We start from the raw sequence: 17,786 nt of genomic DNA, 5'->3' as shown, positions 1-17,786 counted from the left end.
GTCCTATTGTTAAGTTAATGAAACATTAGCCCTATCGAATAAGCACTAACATACCCTGCCGAGCGGGTGAAACCAGTGTCATGGTGAAAATAGCATCAGAGGCGCTGTAACTAAGTTGTTACATTCAGAGGTTTGGGGCAGAAAATCTGCGATAAAAAATGCGCTAATGACAGGGTCATTAGCGCATTAGCATTTAGCCTAAAGTGCAGTCGCGGTGTTGCGCACTCGGCTAGGTTATTTCTCTTTGGGTATTGAGCCTGTTTTAAGCTCAGCAGCCTCTAATTGGCTCTTAAGCGCATCGCGCCCGTCTTTAGTCAATAACTTACCGGCAAACTGTTTAAGCTCAATCAACAACTCTTGATGAACTTTCGATAATTTGGGGCGCTGCTCCTCCCTAAACTGAATCGGTCGACACAACGCCATGGCTTGATACCCTAAGCGCGCCGTGAGCAGCCCGCCACCTAAGCCTTGGGCAAGCCGTGCAGATAATTTCCCCGTCATCTCAACCGACAGCAGTTGGGTGCCCAAATCGGTCACTAACTCGCTGGTACCGGCATAGATGATGTTAATAATGATGCTACGAATGAGTTTTATCCGGCTCCAATAGCCTAATTCTATCCCATAACAGGCGGCGACATCACGCAGCATGCGTTGGTTACGCCAAAGAATAATGGCCATATCCAATGCAGCTAGCGGACTCGCGGCAAGCAACACGGCTGACTCGGCCGCGTATCGACGGACGATTTTTTTCGCCAGTTCATCCCGCTCAGTAAGCACTAAATCCTCAAATAACAGCACTTTTTCAGCATCGTTATGTTCATCTTTGAGCGACTGACGCAGTCGCTGTAGCCCCTGACTATCGGGATAATGGCGCACTATATTATTGATAAAACCATCGGCCTCGCCCATTTGCATACTGAGGGCAAGCCTTGCACCCGACTCTTGCGTATCGGCAACCTGCTTGAGGCGTTTTAATTTACGGTATTCGCCCAAGGCTCCGACCATAGCCCAGCTGCCGACTAAACCGAGTACTGCGCCATAAAAGCTAAATAACCAAGGGCTTGATAACCAAGCGTCTCGCAAACCTAATCCCGTTTGCACTAAAACCAGTAGCAATAACCCAAAGACGGATAAACGCGCCAGCCAAGACCAACGGCGAGATTGATGCAGTTTTGGCCGAATGGATGATACATCCAATGCTTGCGGATGAGCCGCTAAGGCATCATCGACAACTTCATCCACCGCTTTTAAGGGTGTCAGTGGTGCAAAAGCTTGGGCACTCTTAAGCTCATCAGAGGCAGACTGAAGTTTGACCTTATCAGAATCAAATACTTGTTGTTTTTTGAGCGGTTGGCTTCCAAGTGTATTTTCAGACATTGGCTTATCGAGCCCGTTTGTCTCTGACTCACTTGAAGGTGGTAACGAATCTAAACTCATTCCAATTTATCCCCCACGAGATACTGCAGAAGATGATCGAGACGGATATGGTCAAAATGCACCGAAGATGGGTCCACATTGCTGTTATTCGGCGGAGCAAATCCCATAAAATGAAACCCTTGGTCGCGCCAAAAGTTGGGCTCGGGTAAGCGAGTGGGCACTTCGCCTGGAAAAAGCGTCAGGGCTTGGCCGTTCAATCCAATCCCCTGCACGACTTCCACATCCCCTTCTTGAGTGGTCACCATGCCATGACGCGTCGCCTTAATGGCACTAATGGCCATAGTCTCAACTTTACAACCATCGAAACTGGCAAAATGTTGGCTATGTTTGAGCATATCGGTGAGCAGGGATAACACATGACTTTGCTGATCCCGCGTCACATGGTCAACCTTACTGGCGGCAAATAATAATCTGTCTATCCGCGGCGCAAACAATCGGCGTAAGTAACTGGATTGGCCGTATTGAAAACTCTCCATAATGGCATTTAATGCGGCGCCCATATCCTCAAACTGGGTTTTGCCGCGGTTTAAGGCGCTGAAGCAATCAACCAGCACTAACTGGCGGTCAAACCCCGCAAAATGCTGCTTATAGAAAGGTTTAACGACCTTAGCCACGTATTCTTGGTAGCGTTTTTCTAGGACATGAAAGGCGCTGTGTTTATCGCTTTGTTTGAGCTCGTTCCATTGATTGTCGGTCACCGATAACAGCGGAAAAAACGCCAGCAGCGGCGCGCCTTCCCATTCCCCTGGTAATAACATTCGTCCGGGTTGTGCCTGATAATAACCCTGTACATGCACTAAATCGTGCAAGAGTTGCTGATACTGATCGGCAATGCGTTTAAGCTGCAGCTCATCGGCCGCCTCGGTTAAATTGAGCGCACTTAACGAAGTTTGAAATTCTGCATACAAAGGCGAGCTTTTTAGCACAGCGACACGTTGTTGCTGCGCGCTGCACCACTCGATAAAGCTTTGTCGCAGCATAGGTAAATCTAATAGCCACTCGCCGGGATAATCGACAATATCTAAATACAGCGTAGCGGTATCGGCAAACTTGGCTAGCAGCCCCTTCTGCGGCTGGTATTTGATGGCTAAGCGCAGCTCCGAAATCGTGCGGGTCGATGCTGGCCAAGTCGGAGGCGTCGAAGTAAGCGCTAACATTGCGCTCTGATAATCGAAGCTGGCAATTTCAAGATCCGGCTGCATCGCCCGCTTCACTCCGAGCAAACGTTGCTCACGGCTTACTTGCCACAGAGGTAAAGCATTCCCATGGCGGGAATGGGATACCTGAGAAGCCGCGCCACTATTGAGTAGTTGGTTGACTAATCCGGTAATAAATGCGGTTTTGCCCGCCCCCGATAACCCTGTTACCGCGAGTCGTAAATGCCTGTCAGCCGTTCTATGGAGCAGGGATTGGCTCTTCTGAGTTAATTTATGGAGCGAAACGTCAAGCATTCCCATAAGGATGTCCCTAAATGTTGAATGAGGTTAACTATACACTGGAATTCACGGGAGATTAAGCAACAAGGGCGGACATGGCCGCCCTTTAGAGGGATTACAAGCTATTGATTTGTCTTTTTAAATCAAAGTTATCAGATGTTACATGGCGTTCAAGGTTTTGCAGTCTCACCTCTAGGCTTCTAAATTGCCTGCTCACATCGCTCAGCGCTTGTTTAGCAGGCTCTCCCGATTGCCAAGGTTTCTTCTTCACCTCGATGTCATCCCTAACAGTGCTATTTTGGGGTTTGATGTCGAGTATCACCCATAACGCAACATAGATGATAAACACGACGCCCGAACCACCTAATAGGAAGATAGAAACCGCAAGTACCCGCACTAACCATGTTTCAATTGCAAAGTATTCGGCTATCCCCGCACACACACCTGCGACTTTACCTGACTGGGGAATGCGATACAAAGTACGGCCACTAGTTCCTCTCATGTTTGCCCCTCCATTCAGGCGATTCTGAATCCAGAATGGCCTCTAAGGTTTCGATGCGTGCAGCCATCTTATCGGCTTTAGCAATCAAATCATTGAGCTGTGAAAACTCTTCCTCAGTGAGTCCCTGGCTCACTTGTCGCTTACTGCGATAATGAAGAACTAACCATATTGGCGCCACCACTATCATAAAGATGATAATTGGTGCCATTAGTATGTCCATATCCATAACTCACCTCTGAATTGTTATTCTTTTGACTTAGTCGCAGCTTTGCCTTTTACTTTGGCCTTTAATGCTTCCAGCTCGGCATTCACTGAATCTTCAGCTTCCAGTGCGGCAAACTCATCGGCTAATGTCTTTTTATTACCCAGATCGTAGGATTCAACCTGCGCTTCTAACCCTTCGACACGGCGCTCATATTGCTCAAATTTCAGCATAGCGTTGTCGATTTTGCTTGAGTCTAACTGCTTCTTCACTTCTAAACGTGATGAGGCGGTTTGTTTACGCAAAATAATGGTCTTTTGGCGCGCCTTAGCATCCAGCAACTTTTCTTGCAGCAGGCTAACTTCATCCTTTAAGCGCACAATGTGCTCGTCGATCACGGCCAACTCTTGGTTTAAGGTATCCACTAAGCCCGCAGCTTTTTGTTTTTCAACTAAAGCGGCCTTGGCTAAATCTTCGCGATCCTTCGACAGTGCCAGCTCTGCTTTGTCTTGCCAATCTTGAACTTGTTCTTCAACACGGCTGATACGACGGATTAATTCTTTCTTTTCAGCTAACACTTTGGCTGACGTTGAACGAACTTCTACCAGTGTATCTTCCATCTCTTGGATAATCAGACGAACCATTTTTTCAGGGTCTTCTGCTTTATCGAGTAATGCGCTGATATTGGAGTTAATGATATCGGCGAAACGAGAGAAAATTCCCATAATGCTATCCTCAAATTGATGTTGGTCTCGCTTAGGGTAATACACTAAGTGTGCCAACTTTTATTTTGTGTTTAAATTCATAAAGATAAACATATTTTTAACTTTTTCTTTATTTTATGGCTCAAGCCACTTATTATCATTTTCACCAAAATTTAGCGCGAAAGACTAAAAAATATCGTGGATAATAAATTTCAGCAAGACAACCTCATCGGCCAATCGAACGCCCTACTCGAAGTGTTAGAGCATGTGTCGCAGATAGCGCCACTCTCTAAACCTGTGCTCATTATTGGTGAGCGGGGTACGGGGAAAGAGCTGATTGCTGAACGCTTACATTATCTGTCTAAACGCTGGGATCAAAGTTTTATTAAGCTAAATTGTTCATCTTTGAGTGAAAATCTACTCGAAAGTGAATTATTCGGCCATGAGTCAGGTGCCTTTACCGGCGCCAAAGGCAAACACGAAGGCCGTTTTGAGCGCGCCGACGGGGGCACCCTGTTCCTCGATGAGTTAGCCAACACCTCGGGATTAATCCAAGAAAAACTGCTGCGGGTCATCGAATACGGTGAATTTGAACGGGTCGGCGGCAGTAAAACCATTCAAGCGGATGTGCGCCTTATCTGCGCAGCCAACGAAGATTTACCTTCTCTCGCCGACGCCGGCGAATTTAGGGCCGACTTGCTCGACCGTCTGGCGTTCGATGTGATCACCTTGCCGCCGCTGCGTTGTCGCCCCGAAGATATCATGACCTTAGCCGAATACTTTGCCGTGGGCATGGCACGGCAACTTAAGCTGGAACTCTTCAGTGGCTTCAGTGCCAGCGCGGTCGAACAGCTGATGAGCCATGACTGGCCGGGGAATATCCGTGAACTTAAGAACGTGGTCGAGCGCAGTGTGTATCGCAATAGTGGTGAGAACCGCCCTATTGAGCAGATTATTCTCGACCCCTTTGCCTCTCCCTATCGCCCAACCACGCGAGTGCGTACCCGTGAGCGCCAAATCACCGCACCTGAAGCGCCGCTGAGCGCGCCTGTGGTAACGTCGGCCAAAACCGATGTCGACACGGCCGTCATTGCAGAGTCCATGAGCAACCCATTTAGTTTTCCCTTAGACTTTAAAGAGCAGACCGAACGTTATGAGATGGAGCTTATCCAGCAAGCCTTGTCGGCCAGTCAGTACAATCAAAAGAAGACGGCTGAAATCCTTGGTTTAAGCTATCACCAGCTGCGCGGCATTCTGAAAAAGTACAATTTGCTCGATAAAGCATAAGCAGATTGCCCACGGGCGAGATGCACTGCTAAAATAGCCGTTCATAGTCGATAAAATAATGATTTATAAATGAGTGTGCTAATAAGACGCCTGTGCCTATCAACTGCAGTTTTCTGCATGAGTGGGTTGTTGGTTGCATGTGGCCCCCAACGACTCCCTTCTGGTTTGGTCTATTGTTCCGAAGGGAATCCCGAGTCTTTTAATCCGCAGTTGGTGACCTCAGGCACCACTATCGACGCGACCTCACACCAAATTTATAGCCGCTTAGTGGACTATGATGCGCTCTCAGGCCAGCTCGTGCCTGCGTTGGCCACCAGTTGGGCCGAGAGTGACGATGGCTTAAGTTACCGTTTCACCCTCAGGGAAAATGTTAAGTTTCAACATTCATCCCGTTTTACCCCGAGTCGCGATTTTAATGCCGACGATGTGCTGTTTTCCTTCAATCGAATTATCGACAAACATCACCCTTACCATGGCGTATCACGTACCGGTTATCCCTTTTTCCAAAGTATTGGCTTTTCAGAACAAGTTAAAAGTGTCGAAAAAATCAATGACCACGAGGTTATCTTTCGGCTAGCGCGCAAAGATGCGTCGTTTTTATCGAATCTCGCCACCGACTTTGCCGTTATCCTCTCGAGCGAATATGCCGATCAGCAACTGGCACTGGGGCACCCTGAAAATCTCGATCATTTCGCCATCGGCACAGGGCCTTTTACCTTAGTGCATTACGCTAAAAACGAATATATTCGCTATCGACGCAATCCCGACTTTTGGGGTGAGCCCGCTAAAGTCGATATGCTGGTCTACGATATCACCCCCAAAAGCACGGTGAGACTCGCAAAACTTATCGCTGGCGACTGCAGCGTATCGGCCCTGCCCAAGGCGGGGGAACTGCCCGTTATCAAACAGCATGAACAGCTGAGCATTGAGTCTCAACCCGGTCTTAACGTCGCCTTTTGGGCCTTTAACACACAAAAGCCTCCTTTAGATGATGTACGCGTGCGCCGTGCCCTCGCCTATGCCGTAGATAAGCAAAATATCTTACGTGCCGTGTATCAAAACACCGCCATAGAAGCTATTGGAGTGCTGCCGCCAGCGTCTTGGGCCTATGACAGCAATAAAAAACTGTTAGATTACAATCCGCAAAAAGCGCGGGATTTGTTAAAAGAAGCGGGGATCAAACATCTCAGCATCGATATCTGGGCCATGCCCGTCGCCCGCGCGTATAATCCTAACGCGTTGAAAACCGCCGAGTTAATTCAATCTGACTTGGCCAATATCGGCGTTAAGGTCAATATTATCAGTTACGATTGGAGCGTCTTTAGCCAAAGATTGAGCCGAGATGAATATGACTCAGTCCTCATCGGCTGGAACGCCGATAACAGTGACCCCGATAACTTTTTCACACCACTGCTGAGTTGCTCGGCGATGCAATCAAACAACAATCGCTCTCGCTGGTGCAATAAAGAGTTTGATGCCATTCTAGACAGAGCGAGGGAAGTCTCGACTCAGGCCGAGCGCAAGGAGATTTACCAGGAGGCCGAAGCCTTCTTAGCCGAGCAAGTACCAATGTTGAGTCTGGCCCATGCCAAGCGAGTCGCTCTCTCCCGCAGCAATATCCATGATATGCAGTTGACCCCTTTTGGTGGCATCTCATTTGCCCGTACCAGTCAAGCTGAGCAGGAGACACACTGATGTTCAGATACCTGTTACGGCGCCTCAACCTGTTTCTTGCCACTTCGCTCGTGATGGTCGGTGTACTGTTTTATGCAACAGGGTTGTTTCCTGTTGAGCGCACCTTCGCCCTCACGGGTATCCATGCGCCATCAGAGAGTCAACTGCTGAAAATTGAGCAGGACTATAAGTTAGATAGCAATAAGGCCATGCAGTTTATTGCTTATTTACAGCAAAGGCTGAGCGGCAATTTGGGTGTCTCCGTCACTTCTCACCAGAGCGTGGCCGAAGAATTAAGCTCGGTGCTTCCCGCCTCCTTTGAACTTGCGGTTATGGCGGCCGTGATAGCAATAGGTTTAGGTGTGCCGCTTGGCGTGTTGGCCTCCCAGAGCCAACATAAACTTACCCAAAACACCATTATGGCGATTACCCTGACGGGCTATTCCGTTCCTGTATTCTGGTTAGGTTTGTATTTGTCACTCTGGTTTGGTGTAGACCTAGGCTGGCTGCCAATCTCGGGGCAACTCAATCTGTTATATGAGATAAAACCTGTTACCGGATTTATGTTGGTCGACATTTTGCTGTCTGATTCGGAATATCGCATATCGGCCTTTAAAGATGCCTTATTACATATCGTCCTGCCCGCCACCACACTCGCAGTGCTGCCTTTTACCGTAGTCGTACGCAGTACGCGCTCGGCGATGATGAATGTGATGAACCAAACCTTTATCCGCGCCGCCGAAGCCAGAGGCATGCACACCAACACCATTATTTTGCGCCACGCCTTACCCAACGCGCTGATCCCCGTATTGAAGCACTTAGGATTAATGCTCGGAGCATTTGCGAGCTATGCGATTGTTGTTGAAATGATTTTCTCTTGGCCGGGTGTCGGTTCTTGGTTGGTGTCGGGTATTTATCAACGGGATTATACGGTTATCCAAGGCGGGATTTTAGCCGTGGCCTTGTTGATCATCTTTTTAAGTATTTTGATTGAAGTGCTGCATACCGTCTTCAATCCCTTGAGCAGAAAAGATCTTTATGCCTCCAATTAAAATTTATCAGGAAGATCAAATCGCCTCGCCGATGATGCGGGTCTGGCAGAATTTTTCGGCAAACCCCTTTGCCTTAGCGGGTTTGTGGACCATTGCTTTTCTGCTGCTGCTCACCCTATTCGGGCCAATGATTGCCCCCTTCTCACCCGAGGCACAGGATCCACGGGCTTTGCTGTTACCGCCCTCTTGGGACCCTTCGGGCACAGTGGCGCACTTTTTAGGCACAGACGATCTGGGCCGAGACATCTTTAGCCGCTTGCTACATGGGGCGCATTTAACCTTCGGCATGGCGCTAATGATTGTCGGCACCGCGCTGTTTATGGGTTTCATCATAGGCTCGCTCTCAGGCATGATGCGCGGCTTAAAGTCCAGTATTTTGGGGCACTTGCTCGATGCATTGCTGTCGATTCCTTCACTATTAATGGCGATTTTAGTGGTTGCCGTGATGGGGCCAGGGCTTGAAAACGTCTTCTGGGCTGTGGGCATTGCCTTAACGCCGCAGTTTGTACGCTCCATTCATCAATCGGTGCATGAAGAGTTACAGAAAGAATACGTAACTGCCGCCCGTTTAGACGGCGCCAATTCGCTGCAGATTTTTTGGTATGTGATCATGCCAAACGTGTGGGAAGTGGTGATTATTCAAACCACCTTAGCCATTTCTGCCGCGATTTTAGATATTGCCGCCCTTGGCTTTTTAAGCCTTGGCGCCCAAGCTCCCAGTCCTGAATGGGGTGCAATGGTCGCCCAGGGCATGGATAATTTATTGACCGCACCTTGGACTGTGACCATTCCAGGGTTGGCAATTCTTTTTAGTGTGCTCGCCATTAACTTGGTGGGCGATGGCTTGAGATCGGCGCTTGCGCCCATCAGAAACTAACCTATGCCATTACTCGACGTTAGAAACCTGACCATTGAGCTCGACACACCCCACGGCAGAGTGCGCGCCCTTGAGAAAGTGAGTTTGACCCTGAACGCGGGGGAAATTCACGGTCTGGTGGGTGAATCGGGCTCGGGCCGCAGTCTGCTCGCCAGAGCCATTCTTGGGATCCCAGGCCCCAATTGGACCATTACCGCCGACCGCATGATGTGGGACGGTAATAATCTGATGGCCATGACCTCGAAGGAGCGCCGTAATCTGATGGGTTCAGATATGGCGATGATCTTCCAAGACCCCTCAGGCAGCCTTGACCCTTCGCAAACCGTGGGTAGTCAGCTGATGCAGGCTATGCCTAAGAATCCGAAGGCTTATTTTTGGCAAAAACACAAACATGCCAAACTCACGGCGCAAAAATGGCTGCATAAGGTCGGGATTAAGAATCCGCAAAAAGTCATGTCTAGCTATGCTTGGGAGCTTTCGGAAGGCGAATGCCAAAAAGTGATGATCGCCATGGCGATCGCCAACCAACCGCGATTATTGATTGCCGACGAACCGACCAACTCGATGGAGCTGAGTACTCAGGCACAGATTTTCCGTCTACTGTCACAGCTTAACCAACTGCAAAACGTGTCGATTTTAATCATCAGTCATGAGCTTGAAACGCTGGCACAGTGGTGCGATCACCTATCCGTGCTCTATTGCGGCCAAGTGATGGAATCTGGCCCAACGGAAGAACTGATCAATCAGCCGTATCATCCTTACACTAAGGCACTCTTGGATAATATGCCAGATTACTCGGGGATAGAGGCGCACAAGGCCATTATGCCGACTCTGCCAGGCTCGGCCCCCGCCCTGCAGCATCTGCCCATTGGTTGTCGCCTAGGGCCAAGATGCCCTGAGGCACAAAAGAAATGCGTTAATCAGCCTAGTTTGAGTCATTTACGCGACCGCTACTTTGCCTGCCATTTCCCTTACCACGGTGAAACGACAAATGACGACCCCACTGCTTAAAGTTAACGATCTCTTTAAGAGGTACGATACCGGCTATAAAGGCTTTACTCGCCAATATAACGATGCCTTAGCCCCGGTTTCCTTTGAATTAAACCGCGGCGAAACCTTAGCGATTGTGGGTGAAGCGGGTTCAGGTAAGAGTACGTTAGCGCGTATTTTGGTGGGCGCAGAGCCCCGCAGCGGCGGTGAAATTTACTTTGAGGGCGAGGCGCTTGATAGTCGCAATATTAAGCAGCGCTGCCGCCTTATTCGGATGATTTTCCAAGATCCCAATACCTCACTCAACCCAAGGCTCACCATTGGCCAATTACTAGATGAACCACTGCGCTTTAACACTGAGTTATCCGCCAAGGAGCGTAGTGGCCAAGTGATTGATACCTTAAGGAAGGTCGGTTTATTGCCCGAGCATGCGGATTTTTATCCCCATATGATTTCGGAGGGTCAAAAACAGCGGGTTGCAGTGGCGCGGGCACTGATGCTCAATCCGAAGATCATCATCGCCGATGAAGCATTAACCGCCCTGGATCTCTCGGTACGCTCACAGATCCTTAACCTGCTGCTCAAATTGCAGAAGGACTTAGGCTTGTCCTACATCTTCGTGTCCCATAACCTCAATATTATTCGCCATGTCAGCGATAAAATTATGGTGTTACACAAAGGGGTGATGGTTGAGAAAGCCCCAACAGAACAGATATTTAATTCGCCTCAGCACGAATATACCCAAAGGCTGATTCAGGAGCAGAGCCTGTTTGTTCATAAGCGTTAAACTGCTCCAACCACTTAAATATTCAGGCGAATTGGCTAAAAATAGATGCCATTTAGCCGCCGAAGTATTTATCCTATTGGTCATTTTGATAGAAGAAGCTTAAACATGATTATCAAACCCAAAATTCGTGGATTCATTTGTACCACAACTCATCCCGTTGGTTGTGAAGCTAACGTTCAAGAACAAATTGCTTTAACCAAAGCCAAAGGCAAAATCGCCAACGGTCCAAAGAAAGTGCTTGTTGTTGGTTCATCAAGTGGCTATGGCCTGTCTTCACGCATTGCCGCCGCCTTCGGTAGCGATGCCGCAACCATTGGTGTGTTCTTCGAAAAGCCTGGTACTGAAGCAAAACCTGGTACCGCGGGCTGGTACAACTCTGCCGCTTTCGACAAATTTGCCAAAGCAGAAGGTTTGTACTCTAAGAGCATCAACTGCGATGCTTTCAGCCATGAAGCTAAGCAAAAAGTTATCGAGCTTATCAAGCAAGATTTAGGTCAAGTGGACATGGTGGTCTACTCATTAGCATCACCGGTGCGCAAACTGCCTGACTCAGGTGAGCTAGTGCGTTCTGCACTCAAGCCAATCGGTGAAGTGTATACAGCGACTGCCGTTGATACCAACAAAGACTGCATTATCGAAGCCACCGTTGAGCCTGCGACTGAGCAAGAAATTGCCGATACTGTCACAGTGATGGGTGGTCAAGATTGGGAACTGTGGATTAACGCACTCGCCGAGGCTGGCGTATTAAGCGATAACTGCAAAACCGTAGCCTACAGCTATATCGGCACTGAGCTAACTTGGCCAATCTACTGGCACGGCGCATTAGGTCAAGCCAAGATGGACTTAGACCGCGCGGCTAAAGCCTTAAATGATAAGCTAGCAACCAAAGGCGGCAGTGCTAACGTTGCGGTGCTGAAGAGCGTTGTCACTCAAGCCAGCTCGGCCATCCCTGTGATGCCACTGTATATTGCAATGGTATTTAAGAAGATGCGCCAAGAAGGCCTGCACGAAGGCTGTATGGAGCAAATCTATCGCATGTTCAGCGAGCGTCTGTTCCGTGCCGATGGTGCAAAACCTGAGACCGACAGCGACAACCGTCTGCGTTTAGACGATTGGGAACTGCGCGAAGATATCCAGCAGCATTGCCGTGATCTGTGGCCACAAGTCACCACTGAAAATCTGTCAGAACTGACCGATTATCAAGAGTATAAAGCCGAGTTCATTAAACTGTTCGGCTTTGGCATCGAAGGTATCGACTACGATGCTGATGTGAATCCATACGTTGAGTTCGATGTGATCGAGCTGTAATCGTCTCGATGACACCTTACCTTTAAACGCCACCCTCGGGTGGCGTTTTTATTTGCTGCAAACCCACGGCAATAGGCTAAACTAGCATGACCATTCAAACACTAACTAAGGACAAAGAATGAAGATCAGTGCACGTAATACCCTGAGTGGCACTATTACCGCGATTGAAATTGGCTCTGTAAACAACGAAATCACTATCGAACTGGCACCGGGCGTAGTGTTAACCTCTGTCGTCACTAAAGCTTCCTGTGAGCGTTTAAACTTGAAGGTGGGTGATTCGGCTTACGCACTCATTAAAGCTAGCAGCGTGATGATTGGCGTGGATGATTAAGCGGCTAGTATTATAGCGCCCAGATCGTTTGATAACACGGTTTCAAGACAAACAAAAAGGCCAAGTAAACACTTGGCCTTTTCTATTTGCTTCGCGAAAGCATTTATTGCTTCGCAAAAATAAGGGATAAGCTCAGCTATCCCTTATCATCATTAACCTTCTACAGGGTAATGAACTTTCGCATTCGCTTTCAGTGACTCAATCAGACCGCGGTAATCCGCTTCACTGTATTGTGCATTTAAGCGTTGTTTCAGCGCATTGACTAACTCATCGCTAACAGACTCAGCCGCGTTCACTTTATCCAGAGCAATCACAGCGTAGCCATTAGCTAAACCAACAGTGTCAACCACAGGTGCAGCACTCGGTGTTGGCATTTGGAAGGCTTTGCCTACAATCGCTGCGTCTACGTCTTGTGCGCCACGGCCTAGTTTAGTCTTAGCCGTTAAACTCACATCAGTCGCGCCCGCTTTAACTTGGGTCATCAGCTCTTGCGCCTTAGCACGTGCTGCTTCGTTCGCTTGATCTTGCTTCAAACGCTCAGCGATGTCGGTCTTAACTTCGGCTAATGGCATAGTGCCCGCGTCGTGATGTTCCTTCATACGGATAACCACAACATGGTTTGGCTCAAGTTCGATGACTTCACTGTTTAGGCCTTGGCGTAAAACCGTGTCAGAGAACGCCGCTTTTACCACATCAGGCTTATTCAATGCCGCTGGCACATCATCACGTGAGAACATTGGCGTAGTCTTAATCTCAACCCCCACCACTTTTGCGGTTTCGGCTAAGGTATCAGGCACTTCGTAGCTGGTATCAGCCAGTTTGCTCTGTAAGCTATAGAATTGATCTACCGCTTTCTTCTCTTGCAGCTGAGCCACAATCTTAGCTTTCACATCCGCAAATGGCACTGTAGTACCAGGTTGAACGTCTAACAGTTTGATGATGTGGAAACCAAAATCCGTTTTCACAACGCCAGAATGCTGACCTTTTTGCAGTGCAAACAGTGCAGTATCAAAGCTTGGGTCCATGACACCGGGTTCAAACCAGTCTAATTTACCGCCCTGCTCCGCACTTAAGGTATCTTCAGAATTGGCTTTAGCTAACTCAGCAAAATCAGCACCGTTATCTAACTGCTTAGCTAAATCTTCAGCCTTGGCTTTTGCCGCCGCTTCATCGCTGCCCGGGCCAATCAGAATATGCGCCGCTAAACGTTTCTCGTTAGACACATATTGCGTCTTATGTTCATCGTAGTAAGCCTGAGCTTCTTCATCAGTCACTTTGCTGTCTTTAGCAAAATCAGCCGCGTTTAACTCGACATACTCTAAGCTCACCTTCTCAGGGCTCATAAACTGGCCTTGGTTGGTGTCGTAGTAGTTTTTAACTTGCTCGTCTGTCACAGAGGCATTCGCAAGGAATGGCGCAGAATCGACTACTAAGTAGCGAATGTCGCGAGTTTGACCTTGCAGCTCAGCTAATTGCTTAGCTTCACCGGGTAATACGAATTCAGTGCCCACTAACGCCGCAGTTAACTGACGACGGGTCATATCGACACGCATCATGCTTCTGAAAGTTTGTGGCTGGTAGCCTAACTGACGCAAAATCGCTTGATAACGGTCGTTATCGAATTTGCCATCGGTTTGGAAAGCGGGTTCTGATTTAATCGCCGTGATAATTTGCTCGTCAGACACACGCAGCCCCATCGCGGCGGCAGCTTGGTCAATCAATTTATCGGCCACTAAACGTTCGAGTACGCTCTGCTTGATGCTTTCTAGGTATCTTTCGTCGGCAGATAACGCAGCAAACATTTCACCCAGTTGTTGCTCCATACGAGCGCGTTCGCTCTGATAGGCCTGCTCTAACTCGGCTTTAGTGATTTTGTCACCGTTGACTTCTGCGGCAGGGACGTCCGATTTTGAGCCTAAATAGCTACTCACGCCTGCAAATGCAAAAGATAAAATCACAAGTACGAGAATGCCTTTAGCAATCACGCCTTGCGAACCGTCGCGGATCTTTTCTAACATCAGATTTCTCGCTCGTTGCGATTAACAAAATAAAAAGGCGCATCAACTTGAGATGCGCCTTTCTGTAATTTATGGGGATTATTCAGACGCTACCACTGGTAAGTGCTAAAACCCCGAGTAATGGTAGAAATTGTGCTTCAAAATCCATTACTTTCAATTCGTAAAAAGCACTGTTTAAACAGTGCTTATCATTACGAACGCCTTACAAAGGCTACGATATCAAAAATTAATTGACAGCGTCTTTCAGAGCTTTACCAGCCTTGAATGCTGGAATTTTTGCTGCTGCGATTTTGATTTCTTGACCCGTTTGTGGGTTGCGACCAGTACGCTCAGCACGTTCACGCACTTCAAAAGTACCAAAACCAACAAGAGAAATTTTATCGCCTTCTTTCAGACCTTCGGTCACAGCAGCGATAAAAGAATCCAGTGCACGGCCAGCAGCGGCTTTAGAAATGTCAGCACCAGAAGCGATTTTCTCGATTAGTTCAGATTTGTTCATGTCATCCCCTTGAATGTAATTTTTTTGCGCCGCAACCAAATCCGTCTCTAGAGCGGTCTGCGGAGGCTTTTATAACAAGCTTGAATTCAAAGTTCAAGCTGAGTTCGAAAACCAAAGAAATAAAACTGGATACAGCTCAAAGCCAGTTGCGCCAAGGGCTTGGAGCAACCGACTCTCCACAGACCTAGGCTACCACAGGTCTGCGCTTTGTTAAGCCCCTTTTTTCATTTTTTTTAGCGTGATAGCGCATTTTCTTGCGTTATGCCAAGTTTTTAACCACTTCGAAGCCTTCAACCGGTCTTTCTAACGCCAGTTTTAACACTTCGTCGACCCAACGCACGGGACGAATTTCCAAATCGGCAATCACATTGGCAGGAATTTCTTCCAGATCACGCTCGTTTTCTTTTGGAATAAGTACCAATTTAATGCCACCACGGTGTGCCGCGAGCAGTTTTTCTTTTAAACCGCCGATAGGTAACACTTCTCCGCGTAAGGTAATTTCACCCGTCATCGCCACATCGGCACGCACTGGGTTACCCGTTAAGCTAGACACTAATGCGGTACACATTGCCGCGCCCGCAGATGGACCATCTTTTGGCGTCGCCCCTTCTGGCACGTGAACATGGATATCACGCTTCTCATAAAAGTCGCCGTTGATACCTAATTGTTCCGCACGGGCACGTACGACCGTCATTGCCGCTTGAATCGACTCTTGCATCACATCGCCAAGTGAGCCTGTGTAGGTCAACTTACCTTTACCTGGCACTGATGTCGCTTCAATGGTGAGCAGATCGCCACCCACTTCGGTCCACGCCAAACCTGTGACTTGACCGATTTGGTTGTTCGATTCCGCCTTACCATAGTCAAAACGCTGTACACCGAGGAAAGACTTGAGATTGTCCGCGGTCACTGTGACTGACTTGATAGACTTATCCAACAGGATCATTTTCACGACCTTGCGGCAAATCTTCGACAACTCACGCTCTAGCGCACGCACACCGGCTTCACGGGTGTAGTAGCGGATGATGCCGACTATCGCACTGTCTTCGATATGAATTTCGTTCGCTTTAAGACCGTTACGCTCGATTTGCTTGGTCAGTAAATGCTGCTTAGCAATATTGAGCTTCTCATCTTCGGTGTAACCCGACAGGCGAATGACTTCCATACGGTCCAACAATGGACCAGGAATATTCATCGAGTTCGAGGTCGCCACGAACATCACATCGGATAAGTCGTAGTCGACTTCGAGATAATGGTCGTTAAAGGTCGCGTTTTGTTCAGGGTCGAGCACCTCTAACAGTGCTGACGCTGGGTCGCCACGCATATCCGAGCTCATTTTGTCGATTTCATCGAGCAGGAATAAGGGGTTTTTCACGCCCACTTTCGCCATCTTTTGAATCACTTTACCCGGCATTGAGCCAATGTAAGTACGGCGATGACCGCGGATTTCCGCTTCATCACGCACGCCACCTAAGGCAACACGCACATACTTACGACCGGTAGCTTTTGCAATCGATTGACCTAATGAGGTTTTACCCACACCTGGTGGGCCGACTAAGCACAGGATAGGCCCTTTAAGTTGACGCACACGGCTCTGTACTGCCAAGTATTCCAGAATGCGGTCTTTGACCTTTTCCAGACCATAGTGATCGGTATCCAGCACTTCTTGGGCTTTGGCTAAATCGCGTTTGATTTTAGAGCGTTGGCTCCAAGGCACTGAGGTCATCCAATCGACGTAGCTGCGAACCACGGTCGCTTCGGCAGACATAGGTGACATCATGCGTAATTTATTCAGCTCAGCGACGGCCTTCTCTTTGGCATCACTTGGCATGTTGGCTTCTTCAATCTTACGATTTAAGACTTCAAACTCGTCGTGGCCTTCGTCTAAGTCACCCAATTCTTTTTGGATGGCTTTCATCTGTTCGTTCAGATAATACTCACGCTGGCTCTTTTCCATCTGCTTTTTAACGCGGGTACGGATACGTTTCTCAACCTGTAGCAGGTCAATTTCCGACTCCATCATCGCCATTAAATATTCCAGACGCTCACCTACGTTAGTCATTTCCAGCACAGACTGCTTGTCTTCAAGCTTGAGTGGCATGTGGGCCGCCATGGTATCGGCAAGGCGCGCCGCTTCATCGATGCCCGAGAGTGAGGTTAAGACTTCAGGTGGGATCTTCTTGTTGAGCTTGATATAGCCTTCAAATTGGCCAATCGCGCTGCGAACCAAGACTTCCTCTTCTTTGTCTTCCAAAGGCTCAGACTCGAGATATTCCGCCTTAGCCACAAAGAAATCCGCTTCTTGGGTATAACGGGTAATACGAGCGCGGCGACCGCCTTCGACCAGTACTTTTACCGTACCGTCAGGCAGTTTAAGCAGTTGCAGAATAGACGCCACTGTACCGACTTCAAAGATATCGTCTTTGGTCGGCTCGTCTAACTCAGCGTCACGCTGAGCGACTAAAATAATTTGCTTATCCTGGGCCATTGCCGTTTCGAGACAACGAATCGATTTTTCTCGGCCAACGAACAACGGAATTACCATATGGGGATAGACCACCACATCTCTCAGTGGTAGCACGGGGAGTTCGATATGCGCTTCACGCTCTAAGGTCATAGTTCGATTCCGTTTAGATGAAAGGGATTAGTTAAGGAGTATATTGGGGCGCTTTACAGGGTTTC

General features: G+C 48.4%; 16 protein-coding genes. 8 read left to right on the top strand and 8 right to left on the bottom strand.

What is annotated here, in order from left to right; genetic code table 11:
• Positions 1 to 234 precede the first annotated feature (234 nt).
• The 5 genes from M0415_RS02565 to pspA all read right to left on the bottom strand — a co-directional run bounded on the left by M0415_RS02565 (position 235) and on the right by pspA (position 4,302).
• Complete coding sequence (locus tag M0415_RS02565; protein WP_249555786.1) at positions 235 to 1,437, bottom strand: TIGR01620 family protein; 1,203 nt, start codon at positions 1,435 to 1,437, stop codon at positions 235 to 237.
• Positions 1,434 to 2,894, bottom strand: coding sequence for a YcjX family GTP-binding protein (locus M0415_RS02560; protein ID WP_249555787.1), 1,461 nt, complete (start codon positions 2,892 to 2,894; stop codon positions 1,434 to 1,436). Before M0415_RS02560 ends, M0415_RS02565 begins: the two co-directional genes overlap by 4 nt.
• A 94-nt stretch (positions 2,895 to 2,988) precedes the next feature.
• On the bottom strand, positions 2,989 to 3,375 hold the full coding sequence (pspC, locus tag M0415_RS02555; RefSeq protein ID WP_011623234.1) for an envelope stress response membrane protein PspC: 387 nt from the start codon (positions 3,373 to 3,375) through the stop codon (positions 2,989 to 2,991).
• Positions 3,362 to 3,601, bottom strand: coding sequence for an envelope stress response membrane protein PspB (gene pspB / locus M0415_RS02550; protein ID WP_011071929.1), 240 nt, complete (start codon positions 3,599 to 3,601; stop codon positions 3,362 to 3,364). The genes pspC and pspB overlap by 14 nt, the downstream gene beginning before the upstream one ends.
• A 17-nt stretch (positions 3,602 to 3,618) precedes the next feature.
• A complete protein-coding gene (pspA, locus tag M0415_RS02545; RefSeq protein WP_011717539.1) occupies positions 3,619 to 4,302 on the bottom strand; it encodes a phage shock protein PspA in 684 nt (227 codons plus the stop codon).
• A 177-nt stretch (positions 4,303 to 4,479) separates the two neighbouring features.
• Between pspA and pspF the strand changes: the two genes are divergently transcribed.
• The 8 genes from pspF (at position 4,480) to M0415_RS02505 (ending at position 12,587) form a co-directional block, all read left to right on the top strand.
• Entirely contained in the window at positions 4,480 to 5,568 is a 1,089-nt protein-coding gene (gene pspF / locus M0415_RS02540; protein ID WP_249555788.1) for a phage shock protein operon transcriptional activator, read from the top strand.
• A 69-nt stretch (positions 5,569 to 5,637) separates the two neighbouring features.
• Positions 5,638 to 7,263 carry an ABC transporter substrate-binding protein SapA gene (sapA, locus tag M0415_RS02535; RefSeq protein WP_249555789.1) on the top strand — a complete coding sequence of 542 codons (1,626 nt, stop codon included), beginning with the start codon at positions 5,638 to 5,640 and terminating at the stop codon, positions 7,261 to 7,263.
• Positions 7,263 to 8,294 (top strand): ABC transporter permease, encoded by a 1,032-nt coding sequence (locus M0415_RS02530; RefSeq protein ID WP_249555790.1) that lies wholly within the window; start codon positions 7,263 to 7,265, stop codon positions 8,292 to 8,294. The genes sapA and M0415_RS02530 overlap by 1 nt, the downstream gene beginning before the upstream one ends.
• Positions 8,281 to 9,171, top strand: coding sequence for an ABC transporter permease subunit (locus M0415_RS02525; protein ID WP_011623240.1), 891 nt, complete (start codon positions 8,281 to 8,283; stop codon positions 9,169 to 9,171). Before M0415_RS02530 ends, M0415_RS02525 begins: the two co-directional genes overlap by 14 nt.
• 3 nt (positions 9,172 to 9,174) lie before the next feature.
• Positions 9,175 to 10,182, top strand: coding sequence for a peptide ABC transporter ATP-binding protein (locus M0415_RS02520; protein WP_023267527.1), 1,008 nt, complete (start codon positions 9,175 to 9,177; stop codon positions 10,180 to 10,182).
• Entirely contained in the window at positions 10,163 to 10,948 is a 786-nt protein-coding gene (locus tag M0415_RS02515; protein ID WP_011717543.1) for a peptide ABC transporter ATP-binding protein, read from the top strand. The genes M0415_RS02520 and M0415_RS02515 overlap by 20 nt, the downstream gene beginning before the upstream one ends.
• Positions 10,949 to 11,053: 105 nt before the next feature.
• On the top strand, positions 11,054 to 12,256 hold the full coding sequence (gene fabV, locus M0415_RS02510; protein WP_249555791.1) for an enoyl-ACP reductase FabV: 1,203 nt from the start codon (positions 11,054 to 11,056) through the stop codon (positions 12,254 to 12,256).
• Positions 12,257 to 12,374: 118 nt separating this feature from the next.
• A complete protein-coding gene (locus M0415_RS02505) occupies positions 12,375 to 12,587 on the top strand; it encodes a TOBE domain-containing protein (protein WP_011717545.1) in 213 nt (70 codons plus the stop codon).
• A gap of 152 nt (positions 12,588 to 12,739) precedes the next feature.
• Here M0415_RS02505 and ppiD read toward each other — a convergent pair whose 3' ends face one another.
• The 3 genes from ppiD to lon form a co-directional block, all read right to left on the bottom strand.
• On the bottom strand, positions 12,740 to 14,605 hold the full coding sequence (gene ppiD / locus M0415_RS02500) for a peptidylprolyl isomerase (RefSeq protein WP_249555792.1): 1,866 nt from the start codon (positions 14,603 to 14,605) through the stop codon (positions 12,740 to 12,742).
• Positions 14,606 to 14,831: 226 nt separating this feature from the next.
• Positions 14,832 to 15,119 (bottom strand): nucleoid-associated protein HU-beta, encoded by a 288-nt coding sequence (gene hupB / locus M0415_RS02495; protein WP_254915710.1) that lies wholly within the window; start codon positions 15,117 to 15,119, stop codon positions 14,832 to 14,834.
• A 244-nt stretch (positions 15,120 to 15,363) separates the two neighbouring features.
• Complete coding sequence (gene lon, locus M0415_RS02490) at positions 15,364 to 17,721, bottom strand: endopeptidase La (RefSeq protein WP_086902562.1); 2,358 nt, start codon at positions 17,719 to 17,721, stop codon at positions 15,364 to 15,366.
• Between the last annotated feature and the right edge of the window lie 65 nt (positions 17,722 to 17,786).

The organism is Shewanella sp. 10B (assembly GCF_023475885.1).
Classification (GTDB): Bacteria; Pseudomonadota; Gammaproteobacteria; order Enterobacterales; family Shewanellaceae; genus Shewanella; species Shewanella mangrovisoli.
Note: the sequence above shows the minus strand (reverse complement) of the source record. Positions and strands in the feature narration are given on the sequence as shown.

What these genes read in the sequence shown, in the direction of transcription:
- M0415_RS02565 (WP_249555786.1), bottom strand. Translation starts at nt 1,437, where the DNA reads ATGAGTTTAGATTCGTTACCACCTTCAAGTGAGTCAGAGACAAACGGG.
- M0415_RS02560 (WP_249555787.1), bottom strand. Translation starts at nt 2,894, where the DNA reads ATGGGAATGCTTGACGTTTCGCTCCATAAATTAACTCAGAAGAGCCAA.
- pspC (WP_011623234.1), bottom strand. Translation starts at nt 3,375, where the DNA reads ATGAGAGGAACTAGTGGCCGTACTTTGTATCGCATTCCCCAGTCAGGT.
- pspB (WP_011071929.1), bottom strand. Translation starts at nt 3,601, where the DNA reads ATGGATATGGACATACTAATGGCACCAATTATCATCTTTATGATAGTG.
- pspA (WP_011717539.1), bottom strand. Translation starts at nt 4,302, where the DNA reads ATGGGAATTTTCTCTCGTTTCGCCGATATCATTAACTCCAATATCAGC.
- sapA (WP_249555789.1), top strand. Translation starts at nt 5,638, where the DNA reads ATGAGTGTGCTAATAAGACGCCTGTGCCTATCAACTGCAGTTTTCTGC.
- M0415_RS02530 (WP_249555790.1), top strand. Translation starts at nt 7,263, where the DNA reads ATGTTCAGATACCTGTTACGGCGCCTCAACCTGTTTCTTGCCACTTCG.
- M0415_RS02525 (WP_011623240.1), top strand. Translation starts at nt 8,281, where the DNA reads ATGCCTCCAATTAAAATTTATCAGGAAGATCAAATCGCCTCGCCGATG.
- M0415_RS02520 (WP_023267527.1), top strand. Translation starts at nt 9,175, where the DNA reads ATGCCATTACTCGACGTTAGAAACCTGACCATTGAGCTCGACACACCC.
- M0415_RS02515 (WP_011717543.1), top strand. Translation starts at nt 10,163, where the DNA reads ATGACGACCCCACTGCTTAAAGTTAACGATCTCTTTAAGAGGTACGAT.
- fabV (WP_249555791.1), top strand. Translation starts at nt 11,054, where the DNA reads ATGATTATCAAACCCAAAATTCGTGGATTCATTTGTACCACAACTCAT.
- M0415_RS02505 (WP_011717545.1), top strand. Translation starts at nt 12,375, where the DNA reads ATGAAGATCAGTGCACGTAATACCCTGAGTGGCACTATTACCGCGATT.
- ppiD (WP_249555792.1), bottom strand. Translation starts at nt 14,605, where the DNA reads ATGTTAGAAAAGATCCGCGACGGTTCGCAAGGCGTGATTGCTAAAGGC.
- lon (WP_086902562.1), bottom strand. Translation starts at nt 17,721, where the DNA reads ATGACCTTAGAGCGTGAAGCGCATATCGAACTCCCCGTGCTACCACTG.